Origin of the sequence: Janthinobacterium sp. GMG1 (assembly GCF_034427795.1) — a bacterium.
Lineage (GTDB): Bacteria > Pseudomonadota > Gammaproteobacteria > Burkholderiales > Burkholderiaceae_D > Janthinobacterium.
On record NZ_JAXQNT010000004.1, the window covers coordinates 526,356 to 547,591 of the forward strand.

A 21,236-nucleotide genomic window follows, 5' to 3' on the forward strand; every position below is an offset into this window, starting at 1 on the left:
TTGCCTGGCTGTGCGCCCTTTTTTTATCGGAGAATCCATGATCACATTGAAGCCGCTGGCGCTGAGCCTGACCTTGCTGGGAGCCCTCGCTGCCAGTCCCGTATTTGCCGAGGTGCCGCAAAAGGCGCCGGAAATCGCTACCGCGTATGCGGAAAAATCGGGCTGGGCGGCACAGAAATTCATGGTCGCCGCCGCCAATCCGCTGGCCGCCGATGCCGGCTATCAGATGCTGAAAAAGGGCGGCAGCGCCATCGATGCGGCCATCGCCACGCAACTGGTGCTGACCCTGGTCGAACCGCAATCGTCGGGCATCGGCGGCGGCGCTTTCCTTCTGTATTCCACGACCAAGGGCGTGCAGGCGTTTGACGGACGCGAAACGGCGCCTGCCGCCGCCGATGAACACCTGTTCCAGAATGCGGACGGCAGTCCCGTCTCGCGCGCCACGGGCGTGGTGGGCGGGCGTTCCGTGGGTGCGCCGGGCGTGCTGCGCATGCTGGAACTGGCGCACAAGGAGCATGGCAAGCTGCCGTGGGCGACCCTGTTCGGTCCTGCCATCAAGCTGGCGCACGGCGGCTTTCCCGTCAGCCAGCGCCTCAACGGCTTGTTGAACTGGGACCAGGCATTGAAGCGCGACCCTGTCGCCGCCGCCTATTTCTATGACCGGGAGGGCAAGGCCTGGCCCGTCGGCCACGTGCTGAAAAACCCGCAGCTGGCGCGCACCCTGCGCGAGATCGCGCGTGGCGGCGCCGACGCGTTTTACAGCGGCCGCATCGCGCGCGACATCGCCGCCAAGGTGGCGTCGCACCCGACCAATCCTGGCAAGCTGACGGCGCAGGACATCGCCGGCTACCGGGCCAAGGTACGCGAACCCGTCTGCAGCGATTACAAGGCATGGACCGTGTGCGGCATGCCGCCGCCATCGTCGGGCGGCATCGCCATCGCGCAGATGCTGGGCATGCTGGAAGTGAAGGATATCCGCCCGTATGCGCCCGTCGACGGCGTGCTCGATGCGCAGGCGATCCATTTGTTCTCGGAAGCGGGGCGCCTGGCCTACGCGGACCGCAACCGCTACGTGGCCGACACGGACTTCGTGCCGCTGCCCGGCAACGGTATCGCCTCGATGCTCGATAAAACCTATCTGGCGCAGCGCGCCTCGCTGATCGGTGACAAATCCATGGGCAAAGCCAAACCCGGCACGCCGCCCGGCATGCAGGTGGCGTGGGGCATGGACAACGCCTTGCAGCGCCCGTCGACCTCGCACCTGGTGGCCGTCGATGCTTTTGGGGGCGGCCTGTCGATGACCACCAGCGTGGAAGACGCGTTCGGCTCGCGCCAGATGGTCGACGGCTTTTTGCTGAATAACCAGTTGACGGATTTCTCGTTCGATTCGCGCGATGCCGACGGCCCCATCGCCAACCGGGTCGAAGCGGGCAAGCGTCCGCGCAGCGCCATGTCGCCCACCCTCGTATTCGAGAAGGGCACGCACAAGCTGGTGCTGGCGACGGGTTCGCCCGGCGGTTCGTCCATCATCAACTATGTCGCCAAGGTCCTGGTCGGCACCATGGACTGGGGTCTGAATGTGCAACAGGCGATCAGCCTGCCGAACTTCGGCAGCCGCAATGGTCCGACGGAACTGGAAAAGGGCCGTGCGCCGGCCGCGCAAGTCGAGGCGCTGCAGGCGATGGGCCATGAGGTGCGCGTGATCGAACAGAATTCCGGCCTGCAGGGCATCATGCGTCTGAACGCGCACGGCAAGGATTTCTGGTTTGGCGGGGCGGATCCGAGAAGAGAGGGAATGGTTCGGGGCGATTAATTAGCCCTAAACTTTTCCACAAAGCATCCAGACCCTGCTAATCTGCCGGCATGGGAATGCAAAATAAAACAGGCTTGATACTCACGGGAGGAGGTGCCCGTGCCGCCTATCAGGTGGGCGTGCTGCAGGCGATTTCAGCGATTCTGTGGGAGGCGGGCTGGGCGCCGGCGCGCAACCCGTTCGACATCATCTGCGGCACTTCGGCCGGCGCCATCAACGCCACGGCGCTGGCCTGCCGTGCCGATAATTTCGGCGAAGGCGTGCAAAAGCTGCTCGACGTGTGGCAGCACATCGAGGTCGAGCAAGTCTACCGCGCCGATTCGCTGGGCGTGATCCGCTCGGGCGCGCGCTGGCTGTCGTTGCTGTCGTTCGGCTGGCTGCTGCGCCAGTGGCATGCGTCGCCGCCCAGTTCCCTGCTCGACAATACCCCGTTGGTCAGCCTGCTGCACCGCATGCTCGACCTGCCGCGCCTGGACGCGGCCCTGGCCGATGGCTTGCTGCATGCGCTGGCCGTGACGGCGTCGTCGTACTCGGGCAGCCGCCACATGACGTTTTACCAGACGGCCGAGGATATCGCGCCCTGGGTGCGCACGCAGCGCCTGGCCCTGCCGGACCAGATCGGCGTGGAGCACTTGCTCGCCTCGGCCGCCATCCCTTTCATCTTCCCTGCCGTGCCCCTGTACGTGGGCGGCCAGCGCGAATACTGCGGCGACGGTTCCATGCGCCAGCTGGCGCCGATCTCGCCGGCCATCCACCTGGGCGCGAACAAGGTGCTGGTGGTGGGCGCGGGGCGCATGACGGAACCGGCGCCCGCCGCGTCCGAAGCGGCGCGCTACCCGAGCCTGGCGCAGATCGCCGGCCACGCGCTGTCGTCGATTTTCCTCGATGGCTTGGCCGTCGACATCGAACGCCTGAACCGCATCAACCTGACCCTGTCGATGCTGCCGCCCGAATTGCTGGGCAAGACGGCCTTGCGGCCGGTGGAGTTGCTGGTCATCGCGCCGTCGGAGCGGCTCGACGCCATCGCCAGCCGGCATATCGGCAGTTTGCCGCGTCCCATCCGCACCATGTTGTCGGGCATCGGCGCGGCCGAAGCGCGCGGCGCGGCGCTGGCATCGTATTTATTGTTCGAATCGACGTATACTAACGAGTTGATCCGTCTTGGACAGCGCGATACGCAAGCCCGCAAGGATGATGTCCTGGCGTTCTTTGGTTCCTGAGACGGCCCTTGGAGCGGCGTGCGGATTTTTCGCGTTTTTTTTGACAGGACGATTGTGCTGGTATTTCGACGTGTTTTCGATGTTGCCTTACTGTTAATTCTGCTGCTGGGCGTCCCGGCCGCGGCGGCGCCTGCGCCCACCCTGCGTTTCGACCAGCTCGGCGTCGACCAGGGCCTGGCGCAGGAATCGGTGCTGGCCATCGCCCAGGACCGGCAGGGCTATATGTGGTTCGGCAGCCAGTCTGGCCTGAGCCGCTACGACGGCTACCGCATGGTCGTCTACAAGAATATCGAGGGCGACAAGACCAGCCTGGCCGACAACTGGGTGGGCGAGCTGCATGTCGATAGCCAGGGCCAGTTGTGGGTCGGTACCGACAATGGACTGGACCGCTTCGACGCCGCCAGTCAGACCTTCATCCATTACGTCCCGGCCGAAAAGAGCAAGCGCGGCAACGGTAACCGGCATATCCACGCCATCCTCGACGATGGCGCGCGCGGCTTCTGGATCGCGACTTCGGACGGCTTGCAGCATTTCGACCCCGCCACGGGCGCCTTCCGCACCTGGCACCATGAAGAAGGCAACCCGCACAGCCTGGGCGACAATGAAATCAAGGCGCTGGCGCTGGACGCGCAGCAGCGCCTGTGGATCGGCACGGTAACGGGCCTGGACATGCTGGCGCCGGGCAGCGAGCGCTTCGAGCATTTCGCCGTCGATGCGGAGCCCGGCTCGAAGTACAACGTGATCCAGTCGCTGCTGATCGACCGCCAGCAGAACCTGTGGATCGGCACCATGGCGGGTGCAGAGCGCTGGCGCCTGGGCGGTGCTGGCGAGGCGCCGCAGTCGCGCGTGCGCTTCGGCGAGAAACATGGCTTTTCCGCCATCCGCGTGGCCAGCCTGTACCAGGATGTCGACGCCACCGTCTGGCTGGGCAGCAATGCCGACGGCCTGTTCCGCTGGCTGCCAGGGAGCGACACCTTCCTGCAATACCGGCACCAGACGGGCGACAAATTCAGCGTCGCCGACAACCAGCTGTCGTCGCTGTACCGCGACCGCGCCGGCACCTTCTGGGTCGGTTCCTGGTACAGCGGCGTGAGCCGGGTCGACCTGGGCAGTGGCGGCTTTTCGCGCATGGCACGCGCACCCGGCGACGTGGGTGCGCTGGCGGACAAGAAAGTGCGCGCCGTGGCTGACGCGGGCGATGGCAAGCTGTGGCTGGCCACCAAGGGCGGCCTGAAACTGTACGACACGCGCGATGGCAGCTCGCGGCTGTTCGACCTGCGCAGCTCGCCCGGCATGTCGCGCGACGAGCAGGTCACCACCCTGTACAAGGCGCCGGACGGCGTGCTGTGGGTGGGCGGCTCGACGGGCTTGCACCGCTTCGATCCGGCCCTCGGGCGGTTTTTTACCATGCGCTTTGCCGCCGGAGACCCGAACAGCGACACGATCCGCAATATCGTGAGCGACCGCAGCGGCATGCTGTGGGTCTCGACGCGGGGCGGCGTGCACCGCTTCGACCCTGTTACCAAACGCTTTACCACCTACCGCCACGACCCGGCCAACCCGAACAGCCTGTCCGACAACATGGTGCGGCCCGTGCTGGAAGACGGCAAGGGGCGCTTGTGGATAGGTTCCTTCCACGGTCTGGACTTGCTGGACCGCGCCAGCGGCCACTTCCGCCATTTTCGCCACGATCCGCAAAACCCGCAGAGTCTGAGCCACGACGAAGTGCATTTCCTGCACGAAGACAAGCGCGGCGTGCTGTGGGTGGGCACGGCCAATGGCTTGAACCGCATGGACGTCGACGCGAAGGGGGAGATCCGCTTCCGGCGCTTCGTGCGCAAGGATGGCATGGCCGACGACGCCGTCGCCAGCATCCTCGGCGACGACAACGAGCAGCTGTGGCTAAGTACGAACAGCGGCATCACGCGGCTCGACATGCGCAGCGGCCTGTTTCGCAACTACGACAGTGCCGACGGCACGGTGGAAGGCTCGTACTTCGATGGCGCGGCCCTGCGCGCGTCCGACGGCACCATGTATTTTGGCGGTTTTAACGGCATGACGGCGTTCGTGCCGCAGGATATCCACGACAACCGCGTGCCGCCGCTGGTGGCCATCACGGAGCTGCAGATCTTCAACAAGCCGGTGGCCATCGGCCGCGGCGAGTTCGCGCACGTGCTCAGGACGGCCATCGATCATACGCGCCAGCTGGTGCTGACCAGCCGCGAAAGCGTCTTTTCGCTGGAATTCGCGGCCCTGCATTTCGCCGCGCCCCAGCGCAACATGTTCGCCTACCGGCTCGAAGGCTTCGACCAGGACTGGGTCATGACGGATGCGCGGCGGCGCTTTGCCACGTACACCAACCTCGATGCCGGGAATTATGTGTTTCGCGTCAAGGCGGCCAACAAGGACGGCGTGTGGAACGAGAGCGGCGCCACCCTGGCCATCACGATCCTGCCGCCGTTCTGGAAAACCTGGTGGTTCCGCACGCTGATGGCGGCGCTGCTGCTGGGCGCCATCTATGGCGCGTACCGCCAGCGCGTGCGCGCGCTGCGGCATCAACAGAATGAACTGGAAAAGCAGGTCAGCGAACGCACGGCGGAGTTGCAGAGCAAGGAAATCGAAGTGCTGGCCCAGTCGGAAAAGCTGGCGCAAGTGAACAGCAGCCTGACGAAAAACGAGGAAAGCTTGCGCCAGGCCAAGCGCAAGGCCGAGGATGCGACGCGCCAGAAGTCGGAATTTTTGGCCAACATGAGCCACGAGATGCGCACGCCGCTGGCCGGCGTGATCGGCATGCTGGGCTTTGCCTTGCGCGACGAGCAGCTGCACGATGCCACGCGCGAGCAGATTTTGCGTGGCCAGGCCAATGCCCAGTCGCTGCTCGTGATCATCAATGATTTGCTCGATTTTTCCAAGATCGAGGCGGGCAAGCTGAGTATCGAAAACATCGATTTCGCGCTCGGCGCGGCGATCGAGACGGTCGTCAGCCTGTTCGAGGAGCAGGCGGCCGCGCGCAGCATCGGTTTCGCCATCGATTTCGCGCCCGACCTGCCGCCCTTCGTGGTGGGCGACCCGACCCGCTTGCGCCAGGTGCTGGTCAACCTGGTCGGCAATGCCTTCAAGTTCACCCAGCGCGGCGGCGTCAGTGTATCCGTCGAGCGGACCGGCGTGGCCAGCGGCAGCGGCGGACGCAAGGTCAACCTGATCCGCTTTACGGTCAGCGACAGCGGCATCGGCATCGATGCCGAGGCCATGGCGCGCCTGTTCCAGAAATTCGAGCAGGCCGACGCCAGCACCACGCGGCGCTACGGCGGCACGGGACTGGGCCTGGCGATCTGCCGCCAGTTGGTCGAACTGATGGAGGGCCAGATCGAGGTGGCCAGCACGCCGGGGCAGGGCAGCACGTTTGCCTTTACCTTGCCGCTGGCCGATGGCGTGGCGCCGCCGCTGGTGCCGCAGGTGGCGCTGGCGCCGCACAGCCACCAGTTGCGCGTGCTGTGCGCGGAAGACTTTCCCACCAACCAGATCATCATCCGCGTCATGCTCGAAGAACTGGGGCACCGGGTCGACGTGGTCGCCAACGGCGTGCTGGCGGTGGCGGCCTGCGTGCATACGCGCTATGACCTGATCCTGATGGACGGGCGCATGCCGGAGATGGACGGCGCCACGGCGACGCGTTTGATACGCGTGGGTGGCTGGCCGGACCAGCCCGTGCGCGATCAGGAATTGATGATCGTGGCCTTGACAGCGAATGCCAGCGAAGAAGACCGCAGCCGCTATCTTGGCGTCGGCATGGATGATTTTCTCAGCAAACCCGTTGATGAGGCGGTGCTGCATGGCTTGCTGGCGCGCGCCATCGAGCGCCAGTTGCAGCGCGGTTTCCTGTTGCCGCGCATGCCGTCGAACGCGCCGCGCGGCGCGTCACGGGGGCAGGCGGAGCTCGACGCCCTGTTCGGCATCGCGCCGGCGATTCCCGTGCCGGCGCCTGCCCAGTCCATTCGCAGCGGCGAACTGCAACGGCGCATCCGCGTCGCCTTCGTCGCCGATCTGGAGGGACGTTTGCGTGAGCTCGACGCCGCCCTGGCGGCGCAGGACAAGGACAACGCCGGGCGCCTGCTGCATGGCTTGAAGGGCAGCGCCGCCTATCTCGATGAAACGCAGCTGCACATGCTGTGCACGGAAATGGAAGAAGCGGCGGACGGCGGGCGCTGGACGCAGGTGGCCTTGCATTTGCCGCAATTGCGCGCACTGTTGACGCAAATAGCCGTTTCGGGCAAGGAAATGTAAAATAGGCAATGCCGGCCATCGAACGCGCGGCGAAACTGGGTAGAATACGGCCAGGCACCTTGACGCTGCCGCCAATGGAGAAAGCAATGAAAGTACTGGTGGTTGACGATGATGTCGTGTCGCGCATGGTATTGATGCATCTGATCGACAGCTGCGGCGTGCACGATATCGTGGAAGCGGAGGATGGCGCGGCGGCGTGGGAACAGCTCGAAGGCGGCTTGCGCCCGTCGCTGTGCTTCTGCGATTTGCGCATGCCGCGCCTGTCCGGCATGGAACTGCTGCAGAAAATCCGCTCCGACAGCGCGCTCGACGCCATGCCGCTGGTGCTCGTGTCGTCGGCCAATGACCAGGACACGGTGCGCGACGCCGTGCAGGCCGGCGCCGCCGGCTACATCGTCAAGCCTTTCCAGCCGGAGCAGGTGCGCCAGCATATCGACGCCTGCTTCGACGTCTCGGCCTTGCCGGCCGAGGCGCCGCGCGACACCTTGCAGCGGCTGGGCATCGACAGCGACCGCCTGCTGGCGTATCTGACGGGCTTCCAGGGACAGATCGACGCCGCGAGCGAACAGGTCGACGCCTTGCTGGCGCGCGGCGAACCGGCCCAGGCGCGCCAGCAACTCGAACGGCTGCACCTCGGTTGCCGCACCCTGGGTTTGCATGGGGCGGAAGCTGGCATGATGGCCCTGTTGCAGGCCGCAGTGCTCGATGGCGACCAGATGCAAACGGCCCTGGCCGCGCTGGCGCGCAGCGTGGGGCAGCAGGCGCGCTTGCTGCGCCAGGATGACGGCGCCGACTGAATCTGCTGTTTTCCGCTTGCTGGAAAAATACTTTAGGTTTAAAGTATCTGCTTCCGGGCCTTGTGCGTGCGCCCGCTATCAGCCAGGATGAGCATGAGCAGCGACCCTTCGCCTACCACCGCATCTCCCCAGGACGACTTTGCGCGCGCGCACTTGCCGCCGCGCGCACTCTGGCCGCAGTTGTGCCTTGACTTGCCCGAGCTGCAGTATCCGCCGCGCCTCAATTGCGTCGCCGCGCTGCTCGACGCGGCCGTGGCCAGTGGCGGTGGCGGGCGCACCGCCATCCTCGCCGACGGCCAGCGCTGGACTTACGCGCAGCTGGCGCAGCTGGTCGACCGCATCGCCCACGTGCTGCGGGCCGACCTGCGCCTGATCCCCGGCAACCGCGTGCTGCTGCGCGGCGCAAATACCCCCATGATGGCTGCCTGCCTGCTGGCCGTGCTGAAGGCCGGCTGCATCGCCGTGCCCACCATGCCGCTGCTGCGCGCGCGCGAACTGTCCACGATTATCATCAAGGCGGAAGTCAATGCCGTGTTGTGCGCGCAAGGCTTGCGCGCGGAGCTCGATGGCGTGCCCGGCTTGCCGGTCATGCTGTGCTTTGGCGCCGATGACGCGGAACTGGAGCAGCGCATGGCGGCCCACGCTGCACCGTTTGCCGCGTGCGATACGGCGGCCGACGACGTCTGCCTGATCAGTTTTACCTCGGGCACGACGGGCGTCCCCAAAGGCACCATGCACATGCACCGCGACTTGCTGGCCATCTGCGATTGCTTTCCCCGCTCCATGCTGCAGGTATGTGCCGACGATATCTTCATCGGCACGCCGCCGCTGGCGTTCACCTTTGGCCTCGGCGGCTTGCTGCTGTTTCCCCTGCGCTTTGGCGCTTGCGCCGTGCTGCTGGAAAAACTCACGCCCGAGGGCCTGCTGCGCGCCATCGGCGCCTATCAGGCCACCATCTGCTTCACGGCGCCCACCTTTTACCGCCAGATGGCGCCCCTGGCCGCGCAGCACGACTTGCGCAGCCTGCGCTTGTCCGTGTCGGCCGGCGAGGCGCTGCCGCTGGCCACGCGCGACGCCTGGCAGGCGGCGACGGGCCTGGCCATGACGGATGGCATCGGCGCCACCGAGATGCTGCACATTTTCATTTCCGCCACGGGCGAGGGCATCCGCCGCGGCGCCATCGGCAAGGCCATCCCAGGCTACCAGGCATGCATCGTCGACGATGCCGGCGTGCCGCAGCCGCCCGGCGTGACGGGCCGCCTGGCCGTGAAAGGCCCTACCGGTTGCCGCTATCTGTCCGACCCGCGCCAGCGCGAGTATGTGCAGAACGGCTGGAACCTGACGGGCGACACTTTCGAGATGGATGCCGACGGCTATTTCTATTACCGCTCGCGCAGCGACGACATGATCGTCTCGGCCGGCTACAACATCGCCGGCCCGGAAGTGGAAGAGGCGCTGCTGCGCCACCCGGCCGTCGCCGAATGCGGCGTGGTCGGGCGCGCCGATGCCGAGCGTGGCCAGATTGTCGAAGCGCACGTGGTGCTCAAGGAGGGCTGCCAGGCCAGCGATGCGCTGGCGGCCGAACTGCAGGACTTCGTGCGCCAGCAGATCGCTCCCTATAAATACCCGCGCGCCATCCGTTTCCTGCCATCCCTGCCGCGCACGGAAACGGGCAAGCTGCAGCGCTTCAAACTTCGCACGGACACCCCATGAATATTGTCTGCATCGGCGGCGGTCCCGCCGGCCTGTATTTCAGCCTGCTCATGAAAAAGCAGAACCCGCATCACCGCATCACCGTCATCGAGCGCAACCGCCCGTACGACACGTTTGGCTGGGGCGTCGTGTTTTCCGACCAGACCCTGGGCAACCTGGCCAATGCGGACGAGCCGACGGCGCGCGCCATCCTGCAGGCGTTCAACCACTGGGACGATATCGAGATCCACTTCAAGGGCGCGACCGTGCGCTCGGGCGGCCATGGCTTTTGCGGCATCGGCCGCAAGCGCCTGCTCAACATCCTGCAGGCGCGTTGCGAGGAACTTGGCGTGGAACTTGTCTTCGAGACGGAAGTGCAGGACGACCAGGCCATCGCGCGCCAGTATGGCGCCGACCTGGTGATCGCCAGCGACGGCTTGAACAGCCGCATCCGCACGCGCTATGCGGCCAGCTACCAGCCCGAGATCGACCAGCGGCATTGCCGTTTCGTCTGGCTCGGCACGCGCAAGAAATTCGAGGCGTTCACGTTTGCCTTCCGCCAGACGCCGCACGGCTGGTTCCAGGCGCATATCTACCAGTATGACGGCGAAACCTCGACCTTCATCGTCGAAACGCCGGAACACGTGTGGCGCGCGGCGGGTTTGGATGCCATGAGCCAGGAAGAGGGTATCGCCTTTTGCGAAGCGCTGTTCGCCGAGGAACTCGATGGCCACGGTTTACTGAGCAATTCGCCGCACTTGCGCGGCTCGGCCCAGTGGATCACCTTCCCCCGCATCGTTTGCCGCCAATGGGTGCATCACGAGCAGGGCGTGCCCGTCGTGCTGATGGGCGACGCGGCCCACACGGCGCATTATTCCATTGGCTCGGGCACCAAGCTGGCGCTGGAAGACGCCATCGAGCTGGCGCGCTGCTTCGGCCAGCATGCCGGGACGGCTGCCGCGCTGGCCGCCTACCAGCAGCTGCGCGCCATCGAAGTGCTGAAAATCCAGAGCGCGGCGCGCAATTCCATGGAATGGTTTGAAAACGTCGAGCGCTACAGCGCCATGGAGGCGCCGCAGTTCGCCTATTCCATGCTCACGCGCAGCCAGCGCATTTCGCATGAAAACCTGCGCCTGCGCGACCCCGCGTATGTGGCTGGCTACGAACAATGGCTGGCGCGGCGCGCGGGCGAGCAGGCTGGCGTTGTGTTTCCGCAAGAACCTGTGCGGGACGAGGCTTTGCCACCCATGCTCACGCCCTTCCGCCTGCGCGGCGTGCTGCTGAAAAACCGCATCGCCGTCTCGCCGATGGCGCAGTACAGCGCCGTCGATGGCGTGGCGGGCGACTACCATCTGATGCACCTGGGCGCGCGCGCCATGGGCGGCGCGGGGCTCGTGTTTGCCGAGATGACGTGCGTATCGGCCGATGCGCGCATCACGCCCGCCTGTCCCGGCATGTACAGCGAAGCGCACACGCAGGCGTGGCGCCGCATCGTCGATTTCGTGCATGCGAACAGCGATGCGAAGATCGCCCTGCAGCTGGGCCACGCGGGGGCGAAAGGCTCGACGCGCCCCATGTGGGATGGCATCGACCTGCCTTTGACGGACGGTAACTGGCCGCTGATCTCGGCGTCGGAACAGCAGTACCTGGCCGGCGTGTCGCAAACGGCACGCGCGGCCACGGAAAGCGACCTGGCGCGCATCGAACAGGACTTCGTGCGCGCCACCCTGGCCGCCGCCGTCGCCGGTTTCGACTGGCTGGAACTGCATTGCGCGCATGGCTACCTGCTGTCGAGTTTTATCTCGCCGCTGACCAACCGCCGCACGGACGACTATGGCGGCAGCCTGGAAAACCGCTGCCGTTATCCGCTGCGCGTATTTCGCGCCATGCGCGCCGCCTGGCCGCAGGATAAACCGATGAGCGTGCGCATCTCGGCCCACGACTGGGTGGAAGGCGGCATCACGCCCGACGACGCTGTCGTCATCGCGCGCCTGTTCAAGCAGGCGGGCGCCGATTTGATCGACTGCTCCTCGGGCCAGGTGAGTAAACTCGAACAGCCCGTGTACGGACGCATGTTCCAGGCGCCGTTTGCCGACCGCGTGCGCAACGAGGCGGGCATCGCCAGCATGGCCGTCGGCTCGATCTTCGAGGCCGACCACGCCAACAGCATCATCGCCGCCGGGCGCGCCGACCTGTGCGCCGTGGGCCGGCCGCACCTGGCCAACCCGGCCTGGACCCTGACGGAAATGGCGCGCATCGGCTACAGCGGTGCAGGCGCAGGGACAGGCGCAGCGTGGCCGAAACAGTACCGTCCGGGCCAGCAGCAACTGGAACGCAATCTGCAGCGCGAGCGGCAACTGGCCGCCGCCAATACGGGCCTGACTCCGCAACAGGTGGCCGCGCGGCTGCTGGAAGGATGACATGAGCAAGGAACAACTGGACGGCGCATTGGCCGATAAACACGCGCTGGTGACGGGCGCTGGCAGCGGCATCGGCTTCGCGTGCGCGGGCGCTTTGCTGGATGCGGGCGCGCGGGTCACCCTGGCTGGACGCGATGGCGCGCGGCTGGCGCGCGCGCGCATGCAGCTGGAAGAGGCGGGCCATGCGGGCCGGGTCGCCATCTGCGTGCTCGACGTGGCCGTGGAAGCGTCCGTGCAAGCGGGGTTTGCGCAGGCGGCCGCGCATTTCGGCCGCATCGATATTTTGATCAATAACGCGGGCCAGGCGCATGCGGCGCCGTTCGGCAAGACGGATGCCGCCATCTGGCAGCAGATGCTGGCCGTGAACCTGACGGGCGTGTTCCACTGCTGCCAGGCAGTCATGCCGGGCATGCTGGAAGCGGGTTGGGGGCGCATCGTCAACGTGGCGTCGACGGCGGGCCTGAAGGGTTATCGCTATGTCAGCGCCTATGTCGCCGCCAAGCATGGCGTGATCGGCCTGACGCGCGCGCTGGCGCTGGAAGTGGCGCCGCGCGGCGTCACCGTCAACGCCGTCTGCCCCGGCTACACGGAAACGGACATGGTGGCGCATGCCGTGCAAAACATCGTGCGCAAGACGGGGCGCGGCGAAGACGCGGCGCGCGCGGAACTGGCGGCCAGCAATCCGCAGCAGCGGCTGGTGCAGCCGCGCGAAGTGGCCGATGCGGTGGCGTGGCTCTGCCTGCCCGCGTCGGCCGCCATGAATGGACAATCGATCGCCGTCGCCGGCGGCGAAGTCATGTAACGGAATGAAGACCATGGATAAAGAACCCGATAACATGCAGGACGAATCCGTACAGGACGAACCCGTGCTGGACCTGGCCAGCAGGCTGACGCAGGACCACCACCAGTCGCTCAAGCTGTGGCTGCGCATGCTGTCATGCACGGTGAAGATTGAAAACGAGGTGCGCACGCGCCTGCGCGCCACCTTCGGCATCACCTTGCCCCGCTTCGATTTGATGGCGCAGCTTGAACGCTTTCCCGAAGGCTTGCGCATGGGCGAACTGTCCCGGCGCATGATGGTTACGGGTGGCAATATCACGGGCATCACCGACCAGCTGGAGCAGGAAAAACTGGTGGCGCGCGTGGTCGATCCGAAGGACCGCCGCTCGTACAGCGTCAAGCTGACGCCGGCTGGCCGGCGCGCGTTCGACGAGATGGCGCGCGTGCACGAAGGCTGGATCGCGGAACTGCTGCACGGCGTGACGCCCGACGACAAAAACCGATTGATCGACCTGCTGTCGCACATGAAGCAGCAGTTGAATAACACCCCCCCAAAGGACTGACCATGCGCCATTTACCCGGCCAGCCGCAAGACCTGCCAGGCAACCGCGCCAGCCTGGCCGGCTACGCCGCGCGGCATTTTCTGTTTTCCGTCGACGCAGGCGTCGCCACATTGACCTTGCACCGGCCCGAGCGCAAGAATCCGCTCACTTTTGACTCGTATGCGGAATTGCGCGAGCTGTTTCGCGCGCTGGCGCATGCGGACGACGTCAAGGCCGTCATCATCACGGGCAGCGGTGACAATTTCTGCTCGGGCGGCGATGTGCACGACATCATCGGCCCGCTGACAAAACTCGACATGCCAGGCTTGCTGGCGTTTACCCGCATGACGGGCGACGTGGTGAAAGCCATGCGCGCCTGCCCGCAGCCCATCATCGCCGCCATCGACGGCATTTGCGCGGGCGCTGGCGCCATGCTGGCGCTGGCCTCCGATATCCGCCTCGGCACGACGCGCAGCAAGACGGCCTTTTTGTTTACCCGCGTGGGACTGGCCGGCTGCGACATGGGCGCCTGCGCCTTGCTGCCGCGCGTGATCGGCCAGGGCCGCGCCGCCGAACTGCTGTACACGGGGCGCTCCCTGGCTGGAGCCGAGGCCGAGCGCTGGGGCTGGCTCAACCGCCTGGTCGAACCCGGGGAGCTGGCCGAGGCGGCGCAGCTGCTCGCGGCCGGCCTGGCCAGCGGCCCTACCTTCGCGCACGGCATGACGAAAAAAATGCTGCAGCAGGAGTGGAACATGGGCGTCGACGAAGCCATCGAGGCGGAAGCGCAGGCGCAGGCCATTTGCATGGCCACCAACGATTTCCACCGCGCCTATCACGCCTTCGTGGCGAAGGAAAAACCACAATTCGAGGGTAACTGACATGCGTGACATGAGCTATCTGGACTGGCCGTTTTTCGAAACGCATCATGCCGAACTTGAACGCGAGCTCGATGCCTGGGCGACGCAGCACCTGGACGACGCGCATGGTGCCGACGTCGATGCGGCTTGCCGCGCGCTGGTGGCGCAACTGGGGCAGGGCGGCTGGCTGACATACGCCACGGGCACCGATGGCAAGATCGACACGCGCGCCATTTGCCTGATGCGCGAAACCCTGGCGCGCCACAACGGCCTGGCCGATTTCGCCTTCGCCATGCAGGGACTCGGTTCCGGCGCCATCGGCCTGTTCGGCAGCTTGGAGAACAAGGCGCGCTATTTGCCGGACGTGGCCAGCGGCAAGCGCATCGCCGCCTTTGCCCTGTCCGAGCCGCAGGCCGGGTCCGACGTGGCTGCCATGGCGTGCGCGGCGCGGCGCGACGGCGACGCGTATGTGCTCGATGGCGAAAAGACGTGGATCTCGAATGGCGGCATCGCCGACTTTTACGTGGTGTTCGCCCGCACGGGCGAGGCGCCCGGCGCGCGCGGCATCAGCGCCTTCATCGTCGACGCCGACAATCCCGGGCTGGAAATCGCCGAGCGCATCGCCGTGATCGCGCCGCATCCGCTGGCGCGACTGCGTTTCAATCAGTGCCGCGTGCCCGTCTCGCAGCGTCTGGGCGAGGCGGGGCAGGGCTTCAAGGTGGCCATGGCGACCCTCGACGTGTTCCGCACGTCGGTGGCCGCCGCCGCCCTGGGTTTTGCGCGGCGCGCCTTCGATGAAGCGCTGCGCCACGCGACAAAGCGCCAGATGTTTGGCCAGACCCTGGCGGACTTCCAGCTGACGCAGGCAAAATTGGCGCAGATGGCCACCGGTATCGACGCGGCCGCGCTGCTCACCTACCGCGCCGCCTGGCAGCGCGACCAGGGCCGCAAGGTGACGAAGGAAGCGGCCATGGCCAAGCTGACGGCGACGGAAACGGCGCAGCAGGTAATCGACGCGGCCGTGCAGCTGTTCGGCGGCATGGGCGTGGTCAGCGACCATCCGGTCGAGCGCCTGTACCGCGAAATCCGCGCCTTGCGCATCTATGAAGGCGCCAGCGAAGTACAGCAATTGATCATCGCGCGCGAATTGCTGCGCGAGGCGGCGGACGCATGACCAGCATCAACAACGAGGAAAGCAATATGCAAGTTTTACAACCACCGGGATGGGCCAGGCCGCGCGGTTATGCGAATGGTATCGCCGCCAGCGGACGCACGGTGTATGTCAGCGGCATGATAGGCTGGGATGCGCAGGGCCAGTTCCATACGGATGATTTTGCGGGACAGGTGCGCCAAGCCTTGCAGAATATCGTCGCCGTGCTGGCCGAGGCGGGCGCCTTGCCCGAGCACATCGTGCGCATGAACTGGTATGTGCTCGACAAGAAGGAATATGTGGCGGCGTATCCGCAAATCGGCGTGGCGTACCGCGAGCTGATCGGCAAGCATTTTCCTGCCATGACGGCCGTGCAGGTAGCCGGCCTGATCGAGGATCGCGCCAGGGTGGAAATCGAGGTGACGGCCGTGCTGCCGCCATGATGGCTGCAGTAAACTGTTGTATTAAGTGCATTTCAATTGAAATAAATTAATGCAATTAATGCATTTCCTTGTGCTATATTGATATGCCGAAAATTCGCGGTAATCACACAGGGGGAGCGATGCAACAACAAATCATGCTGAAAATCAAGGCGGTGCAGCCCGTCACCTTGCTCGCCGGTGCCTTGCTGTGCATCGGTAGCGTTCCTGCCGCCTCGGCGCAATCCTTGCTCAACGGCGCGCAGGAAGCGCAGCTGTCCGCCTGGCTGGGCGAAGGGCCGCTGGCGCTGACGGCCATCTACACGAAGTCGGCGGGCGACACCTCGCGCGACTTCCACCTGGCCGCCGACGGCAAGGGACGCACGTTTTCCGTGATGCAGGCGAGCAACGCCGCCGGCCAGACCTGGCTGGTGGGCGGCTACAACCCGCAAAGCTGGAATTCGTCGGGCAACTACAACATGACGCCGGAAGACCGCGACCGCACAGCCTTCATCTTCAACCTGACGTCGGGCCAGTATTTCCGGCAAACGCCGAAAACCTATGCGCTGGACACGGTGGGATCGTATCAAACCTTCAATGACATCAACGCCGGCCCCACGTTCGGCATCGGCGCCGACCTGGGCATGTCGGCGGATCTGAGCACCAATGGTATTTCTTCGCGTTACTCGTACATCGATCCGGTCAATGGCATCTTTGGCGCAAGCTTGCTCGATGGCGCGCCGTACGGCTCTTATCCGAATGTCACGTTTGGCGCCATGCAAGTATTTAGCGTCAGCGCCGTGCCGGAACCGGCAAGCTATGCGCTGATGCTGCTGGGACTCGTGTCGCTGGCAGGCTGGCGCCGCAGGGCCGCCCGTGCTTGAGGATTGATCTTCGTTAATTTGTTTCGATGATGAATTGCTTGGGTACGGCAGGGCGCGGTGGCAGGTGATTGGTCCCCCCGACTGGAATCGAACCAGTATCCCACGCTTAGGAGGCATGTGCACTATCCATTGTGCTACGGGGAGGACGCTCAGGCGTGGCAAGCTGCCATGCCGGATCCGGCGGCACGGGGCGTGCAAGACGTCCCATGTGTCGCGAATCGAGCGCAATTATAGCCGACAGTTTGCAAGATATGCCTATGCTTGCGCGAGTATCGGTACAATGCGTGCTTCATTCATCTAATCGGCGGCTGTTTTGCACACCACGCGGTGTGCGCGAGACGGCGCCCGAGCACTCTTACTCATTATGGCTGTCATTTCTCTTTCATCGGCGCAACTTGCGTTCGGTCACGTCGCGCTGCTCGATCACGCGGAATTTTCACTGGAAACCACGGAGCGGGTCGGCTTGATCGGCCGCAACGGCACGGGTAAATCGTCGCTGTTGAAGGTTATTTCGGGCAAGTTCAAGCTCGATGACGGCTTGTTGGTGATGCAGCAAGGCATCAAGATCGCGTATGTGGAGCAGGAACCGCAATTCGACCCGGACATGTCCGTGTTCGATGCCGTCGCTTCCGGCATGGGCGAATCGCAGGCGTGGCTGAAGGAATACGATGCGCTGACGGGCCAGTTTGGCCAGGGCAATGACGACGAACTGATGGAACGCATGCACGACATCCAGGTCAAACTCGATGCGGCAGATGCGTGGAGCTTGCCGAACAAGGTGGAAACCGTGCTCGACCGTTTGAACCTGACGGGCGACATGCTGATGAAAACCTTGTCCGGCGGGATGCAGAAGCGCGTGGCGCTGGCGCGCGCGCTGGTGTCGGCGCCCGACGTGCTGCTGCTCGATGAGCCGACCAACCATCTGGACTTCAGCTCCATCCTGTGGCTGGAAGGCTTGTTGCGCGACTTCAAGGGCAGCGTGCTGTTCATTACCCATGACCGCTCCTTCCTCGATAACGTTGCCACGCGCATCATCGAACTCGACCGCGGCCGCTTGCTGTCGTATCCAGGCAACTTCACGGCTTACCAGACCCGCAAGGCGGAGCAGCTGGAAATCGAGGAAGTGGAAAACGCCAAGTTCGACAAGTTCCTGGCGCAGGAAGAAGTGTGGATACGCAAGGGCGTCAAGGCCCGCCGCGTGCGTGACGAAGGCCGCGTGCGCCGTCTGGAAGCGCTGCGTCTGACGCGCAATGCGCGCCGCGACCAGCAGGGACAAGTCAAGCTGGACGTCTCGGCCGGCGAACGCTCGGGCAAGATCGTGGCGGACCTGGAAAACGTTTCCAAGATTTATGGCGACAAGGTCATCGTCAAGGATTTCAGCGCCACCATCTTGCGCGGTGACAAGGTCGGCCTGATCGGCGCCAACGGCGCCGGCAAGACTACCCTGCTGAAGATGATCCTGGGCCAGGAAGAGTCGGACACGGGCAGCATCCGCCTGGGTACCAAGCTGCAAGTGGCGTATTTCGACCAGATGCGCACGCAGTTGAATGAAGAAGCGAACCTGATGGAAACCATCGCGCCAGGCAGTGACTGGGTCGAGATCAATGGCCAGCGCCGCCACGTGATGACATATTTGAACGACTTCCTGTTCGCGCCGGAACGCGCCCGTTCGCCCGTCAAGTCGCTGTCCGGTGGCGAGCGCAACCGTTTGCTGCTGGCGCGCTTGTTCGCCAAGCCGGCCAACGTGCTGGTGCTCGATGAGCCGACCAATGACTTGGATATCGATACGCTGGAATTGCTGGAAGAGTTGCTGGAAGAATACACGGGCACCGTCTTCCTCGTCAGCCATGACCGCACCTTCCTCGACAACGTGGTCACGCAAGTGATCGTCGCCGAAGGCGAGGGCAAGTGGCGCGAATTCGTCGGCGGCTACACGGACTGGGAGCGCGTGCGCACCTTGCCGATCGCCACGGCGCCAGCCAGCAAGCCGGCCGTCAAGGTCGAGGCTGCCGCACCGGCCGCCAAGCAGAAAAAGCTCAGCTACAAGGAACAGCGCGAACTCGATGAGTTGCCGAAACTGATCGCCAAGCTGGAAGACGAGCAATCGGTGCTGGCCGCCGAGTTGTCGCATCCGGACTTCTACAAAAAGACGCCAGCCGAAGGCAAACGCCTGAATGCGCGCGTGGCCGAGATCGAAGGCGAACTGCTGGAAGCGCTGGAAAAGTGGGAGCAGATCGAGGCGCGCGCCAATAGCTGATGCTTTTTTGCATACCCTGTTGTAATTAAGTCAGGATTATTTGCCACGGCAACGGTTCTGCTTGATATAATTATATAATTATATTTATTACATCGGGGGATGCATGTTTGTCATGAAAAACATGCGCTCCGGACCACCGCGTCCGGCGCGTGGCTTCACCTCCGATGCGCAGCAGCATGTTTGACCGCGCCGCCTTGCCCCGGGTAGCGCCATTCCTGGCCTATCTCTCCTTCATTTTTATTGCCGACATGCTCGGCCGCCTGGGCGTTGCCGCGCAGGATATGCGCTGGCTGTATGCAGTCAAGATCGGCGTCGTGCTGGGCTTGTTGTTGTACTGGCGCCGCAGTTATACGGAATTGCTGTGGACGCCGTTGGGCGCGCGTGCCATTCTCGGAGCGCTGGCCAGCGGTATTGTTGTTTTTTTGCTGTGGATCAATCTCGACGCCAGCTGGATGCGCATCGGCAACCCGGACGGCTTCGATCCCCGCACCGATGGCCGCATCGAGTGGAGCCTGGTGGTGCTGCGCATCGCTGGCGCGGCGCTGGTGGTGCCCGTGATGGAGGAGCTGTTCTGGCGCTCCTTCCTGCTGCGCTGGATCGACAAGCCGGATTTTTTGCGGGCCGATCCGCGCCTGGCCAGCGCCAAGGCCTTCGCCATCAGCGTGTTGCTGTTTGGCTTTGAGCATAATTTATGGCTGGCCGGCATTGTGGCCGGTGCCGCCTATAGTGTGTTGTACATGCGTAGCCAGTCCCTGTGGTCGCCCATCCTCGCGCACGGCGTGACGAACGGCGTGTTGGGGCTCTGGATTATTTCTGGTGGGCACTGGATTTACTGGTAGTATTGCCTATCAACTGTGTGATCTTTCAAAGACAAAATCCATGTTGAATTCCTTGCGTAAAAAAGCCGTTGCCGCCGCCTTCACGGCCAGCCCACGTTTGCCGGTTGCGCTGTTACTCTTAGGTACCCTGGCCAGCGGCGCCGCCGTGGCCGACATCAGTGACACCATCAAGCCTTTCGTTGCCACTGCGTATTCGTACGACGACAACCTGATGCGCTTGCCGGACGACGTGCCGGGCTTTTCCGGCCCCCGCTCGGATACGTCGCGGATGCTGCAGGCCGGCTTCCTGTTCAACCGTCCCATCGGCCGCCAGATACTGACGGGCCAGGCCAAGTGGTCGAAGGTGAGCTTCAACCGCTTCAGCCAGTTCGACTACGATGGCAAGGATTACCTGGCCGACCTGGAGTGGCACATCGCCAATCACCTGGAAGGCCATGTGGGCGCCAGTTATTCGCAGACCCTGACGCCGTTCAGCGACTTCCAGAGCACGGTGCGCAATTTGCGCACGCAGCGCCGCGAGTACGTGAATGGCGCCTGGCGCTTCCACCCCAGCTGGCGCGTGCGCGGCGGCCTGTCGCGCGACCGCTACTCGTATGACTTGCCCTCGCAATCGTTTTCCAACTGGACGGAAGACGCGACGGAATTTGGCGTCGACTACCTGGCACGCAGCAATAGCCGCGTCGGCCTGCAGTTGCGCCACCTGAATGGCAAGTATCCGAACCGTGGCGCGTTCGATGCCAATGTGTACGGCAACGGCTATCGCCAGGACGAGATCAAGGCCAATGTCTTCTGGGATTACAGCGACATCACGCAGGTGGAGTTCCTCGGTGGCTGGGTACGCCATCGCAACAACTTGCTGTCCGGGCGCGACACCAGCGGCACGAATGGCCGGTTGAGCGTGTACTGGAAGCCTCTGGGCAAGGTCAATTTCACGGGCATCGTCTGGCGCGAATTCGGCTCCGTCGACAATTCGCTGGTTACAAGCAGCCTGAACACGGGCGCCAGCCTGGGCGCGACATGGACGGCCACGTCGAAGGTGCGCGTCGATGCGCAGCTGCGCCAGGAACGGCGCGATTTCGAGGCCGTCAGCGGCCTGGTGCTGCCGGGCGACGGGCGCGACACCACGCGCACGGCCTCGCTGGGCGCAACGTACGCGCCGCACCGGAAAATCCAGCTGGGCGTGCGCGTGTTCCAGGAGCGGCGTGAAGGCGTCGCCATCATCGATAGCGGCAGCTACCGGGCCAAGGGCATTTCCTTCAATGGCAGCGTACAGTTTTAAAGA

The 21,236-nt window shown here is 64.5% G+C and carries 15 protein-coding genes and 1 tRNA gene; 15 read left to right on the top strand and 1 reads right to left on the bottom strand.

Annotation, left to right across the window (positions count from 1 at the left end; all coding sequences use genetic code 11):
* Positions 1-37: 37 nt before the first annotated feature.
* From ggt to SJI03_RS14405, 12 genes are all read left to right on the top strand, one after another.
* The gene (ggt, locus tag SJI03_RS14350) at positions 38-1,813 is read left to right on the top strand and encodes a gamma-glutamyltransferase (RefSeq protein WP_322427625.1); all 1,776 of its coding nucleotides are present in this window, start codon (positions 38-40) and stop codon (positions 1,811-1,813) included.
* Between the two features lie 50 nt (positions 1,814-1,863).
* Positions 1,864-3,033 (top strand): patatin-like phospholipase family protein, encoded by a 1,170-nt coding sequence (locus SJI03_RS14355; protein WP_034751717.1) that lies wholly within the window; start codon positions 1,864-1,866, stop codon positions 3,031-3,033.
* Between the two features lie 54 nt (positions 3,034-3,087).
* The gene (locus SJI03_RS14360) at positions 3,088-7,317 is read left to right on the top strand and encodes a two-component regulator propeller domain-containing protein (RefSeq protein ID WP_322427626.1); all 4,230 of its coding nucleotides are present in this window, start codon (positions 3,088-3,090) and stop codon (positions 7,315-7,317) included.
* A gap of 86 nt (positions 7,318-7,403) precedes the next feature.
* A complete protein-coding gene (locus tag SJI03_RS14365) occupies positions 7,404-8,114 on the top strand; it encodes a response regulator (protein WP_099378942.1) in 711 nt (236 codons plus the stop codon).
* Between the two features lie 93 nt (positions 8,115-8,207).
* Positions 8,208-9,827, top strand: a complete 1,620-nt coding sequence (locus SJI03_RS14370) for an AMP-binding protein (protein WP_322427627.1) — start codon at positions 8,208-8,210, stop codon at positions 9,825-9,827.
* Positions 9,824-12,226 carry a bifunctional salicylyl-CoA 5-hydroxylase/oxidoreductase gene (locus SJI03_RS14375; protein WP_322427628.1) on the top strand — a complete coding sequence of 801 codons (2,403 nt, stop codon included), beginning with the start codon at positions 9,824-9,826 and terminating at the stop codon, positions 12,224-12,226. The genes SJI03_RS14370 and SJI03_RS14375 overlap by 4 nt, the downstream gene beginning before the upstream one ends.
* Before the next feature lies 1 nt (position 12,227).
* Entirely contained in the window at positions 12,228-13,028 is an 801-nt protein-coding gene (locus tag SJI03_RS14380) for an SDR family NAD(P)-dependent oxidoreductase (RefSeq protein ID WP_322427629.1), read from the top strand.
* Positions 13,029-13,041: 13 nt separating this feature from the next.
* Complete coding sequence (locus SJI03_RS14385) at positions 13,042-13,569, top strand: MarR family transcriptional regulator (RefSeq protein ID WP_322427630.1); 528 nt, start codon at positions 13,042-13,044, stop codon at positions 13,567-13,569.
* A gap of 2 nt (positions 13,570-13,571) precedes the next feature.
* Complete coding sequence (locus SJI03_RS14390) at positions 13,572-14,426, top strand: enoyl-CoA hydratase family protein (protein WP_322427631.1); 855 nt, start codon at positions 13,572-13,574, stop codon at positions 14,424-14,426.
* Position 14,427: 1 nt separating this feature from the next.
* The gene (locus tag SJI03_RS14395) at positions 14,428-15,579 is read left to right on the top strand and encodes an acyl-CoA dehydrogenase family protein (RefSeq protein WP_322427632.1); all 1,152 of its coding nucleotides are present in this window, start codon (positions 14,428-14,430) and stop codon (positions 15,577-15,579) included.
* A 26-nt stretch (positions 15,580-15,605) separates the two neighbouring features.
* Positions 15,606-15,998 (top strand): RidA family protein, encoded by a 393-nt coding sequence (locus SJI03_RS14400; protein WP_322427684.1) that lies wholly within the window; start codon positions 15,606-15,608, stop codon positions 15,996-15,998.
* Positions 15,999-16,117: 119 nt separating this feature from the next.
* Positions 16,118-16,858, top strand: coding sequence for a PEP_CTERM-anchored TLD domain-containing protein (locus SJI03_RS14405; protein WP_233516209.1), 741 nt, complete (start codon positions 16,118-16,120; stop codon positions 16,856-16,858).
* Between the two features lie 69 nt (positions 16,859-16,927).
* Here the strand turns inward: SJI03_RS14405 and SJI03_RS14410 are convergent.
* A tRNA-Arg gene (locus SJI03_RS14410) sits at positions 16,928-17,002 on the bottom strand.
* A gap of 220 nt (positions 17,003-17,222) precedes the next feature.
* Between SJI03_RS14410 and SJI03_RS14415 the strand changes: the two genes are divergently transcribed.
* The 3 genes from SJI03_RS14415 to epsL all read left to right on the top strand — a co-directional run bounded on the left by SJI03_RS14415 (position 17,223) and on the right by epsL (position 21,233).
* Positions 17,223-19,115 (top strand): ATP-binding cassette domain-containing protein, encoded by a 1,893-nt coding sequence (locus tag SJI03_RS14415; RefSeq protein ID WP_099378948.1) that lies wholly within the window; start codon positions 17,223-17,225, stop codon positions 19,113-19,115.
* 176 nt (positions 19,116-19,291) lie between these two features.
* Complete coding sequence (locus SJI03_RS14420) at positions 19,292-19,954, top strand: CAAX prenyl protease-related protein (RefSeq protein ID WP_233516210.1); 663 nt, start codon at positions 19,292-19,294, stop codon at positions 19,952-19,954.
* Between the two features lie 40 nt (positions 19,955-19,994).
* Positions 19,995-21,233 carry an XrtB/PEP-CTERM-associated polysaccharide biosynthesis outer membrane protein EpsL gene (epsL, locus tag SJI03_RS14425; protein WP_099378950.1) on the top strand — a complete coding sequence of 413 codons (1,239 nt, stop codon included), beginning with the start codon at positions 19,995-19,997 and terminating at the stop codon, positions 21,231-21,233.
* Positions 21,234-21,236 lie beyond the last annotated feature (3 nt).

Bases quoted from the DNA above. Each gene is read 5' to 3' on its own strand.
- ggt (WP_322427625.1), top strand. From the start codon at position 38: ATGATCACATTGAAGCCGCTGGCGCTGAGCCTGACCTTGCTGGGAGCC.
- SJI03_RS14355 (WP_034751717.1), top strand. From the start codon at position 1,864: ATGGGAATGCAAAATAAAACAGGCTTGATACTCACGGGAGGAGGTGCC.
- SJI03_RS14365 (WP_099378942.1), top strand. From the start codon at position 7,404: ATGAAAGTACTGGTGGTTGACGATGATGTCGTGTCGCGCATGGTATTG.
- SJI03_RS14370 (WP_322427627.1), top strand. From the start codon at position 8,208: ATGAGCAGCGACCCTTCGCCTACCACCGCATCTCCCCAGGACGACTTT.
- SJI03_RS14375 (WP_322427628.1), top strand. From the start codon at position 9,824: ATGAATATTGTCTGCATCGGCGGCGGTCCCGCCGGCCTGTATTTCAGC.
- SJI03_RS14380 (WP_322427629.1), top strand. From the start codon at position 12,228: ATGAGCAAGGAACAACTGGACGGCGCATTGGCCGATAAACACGCGCTG.
- SJI03_RS14385 (WP_322427630.1), top strand. From the start codon at position 13,042: ATGGATAAAGAACCCGATAACATGCAGGACGAATCCGTACAGGACGAA.
- SJI03_RS14390 (WP_322427631.1), top strand. From the start codon at position 13,572: ATGCGCCATTTACCCGGCCAGCCGCAAGACCTGCCAGGCAACCGCGCC.
- SJI03_RS14395 (WP_322427632.1), top strand. From the start codon at position 14,428: ATGCGTGACATGAGCTATCTGGACTGGCCGTTTTTCGAAACGCATCAT.
- SJI03_RS14400 (WP_322427684.1), top strand. From the start codon at position 15,606: ATGCAAGTTTTACAACCACCGGGATGGGCCAGGCCGCGCGGTTATGCG.
- SJI03_RS14405 (WP_233516209.1), top strand. From the start codon at position 16,118: ATGCAACAACAAATCATGCTGAAAATCAAGGCGGTGCAGCCCGTCACC.
- SJI03_RS14415 (WP_099378948.1), top strand. From the start codon at position 17,223: ATGGCTGTCATTTCTCTTTCATCGGCGCAACTTGCGTTCGGTCACGTC.
- SJI03_RS14420 (WP_233516210.1), top strand. From the start codon at position 19,292: ATGTTTGACCGCGCCGCCTTGCCCCGGGTAGCGCCATTCCTGGCCTAT.
- epsL (WP_099378950.1), top strand. From the start codon at position 19,995: ATGTTGAATTCCTTGCGTAAAAAAGCCGTTGCCGCCGCCTTCACGGCC.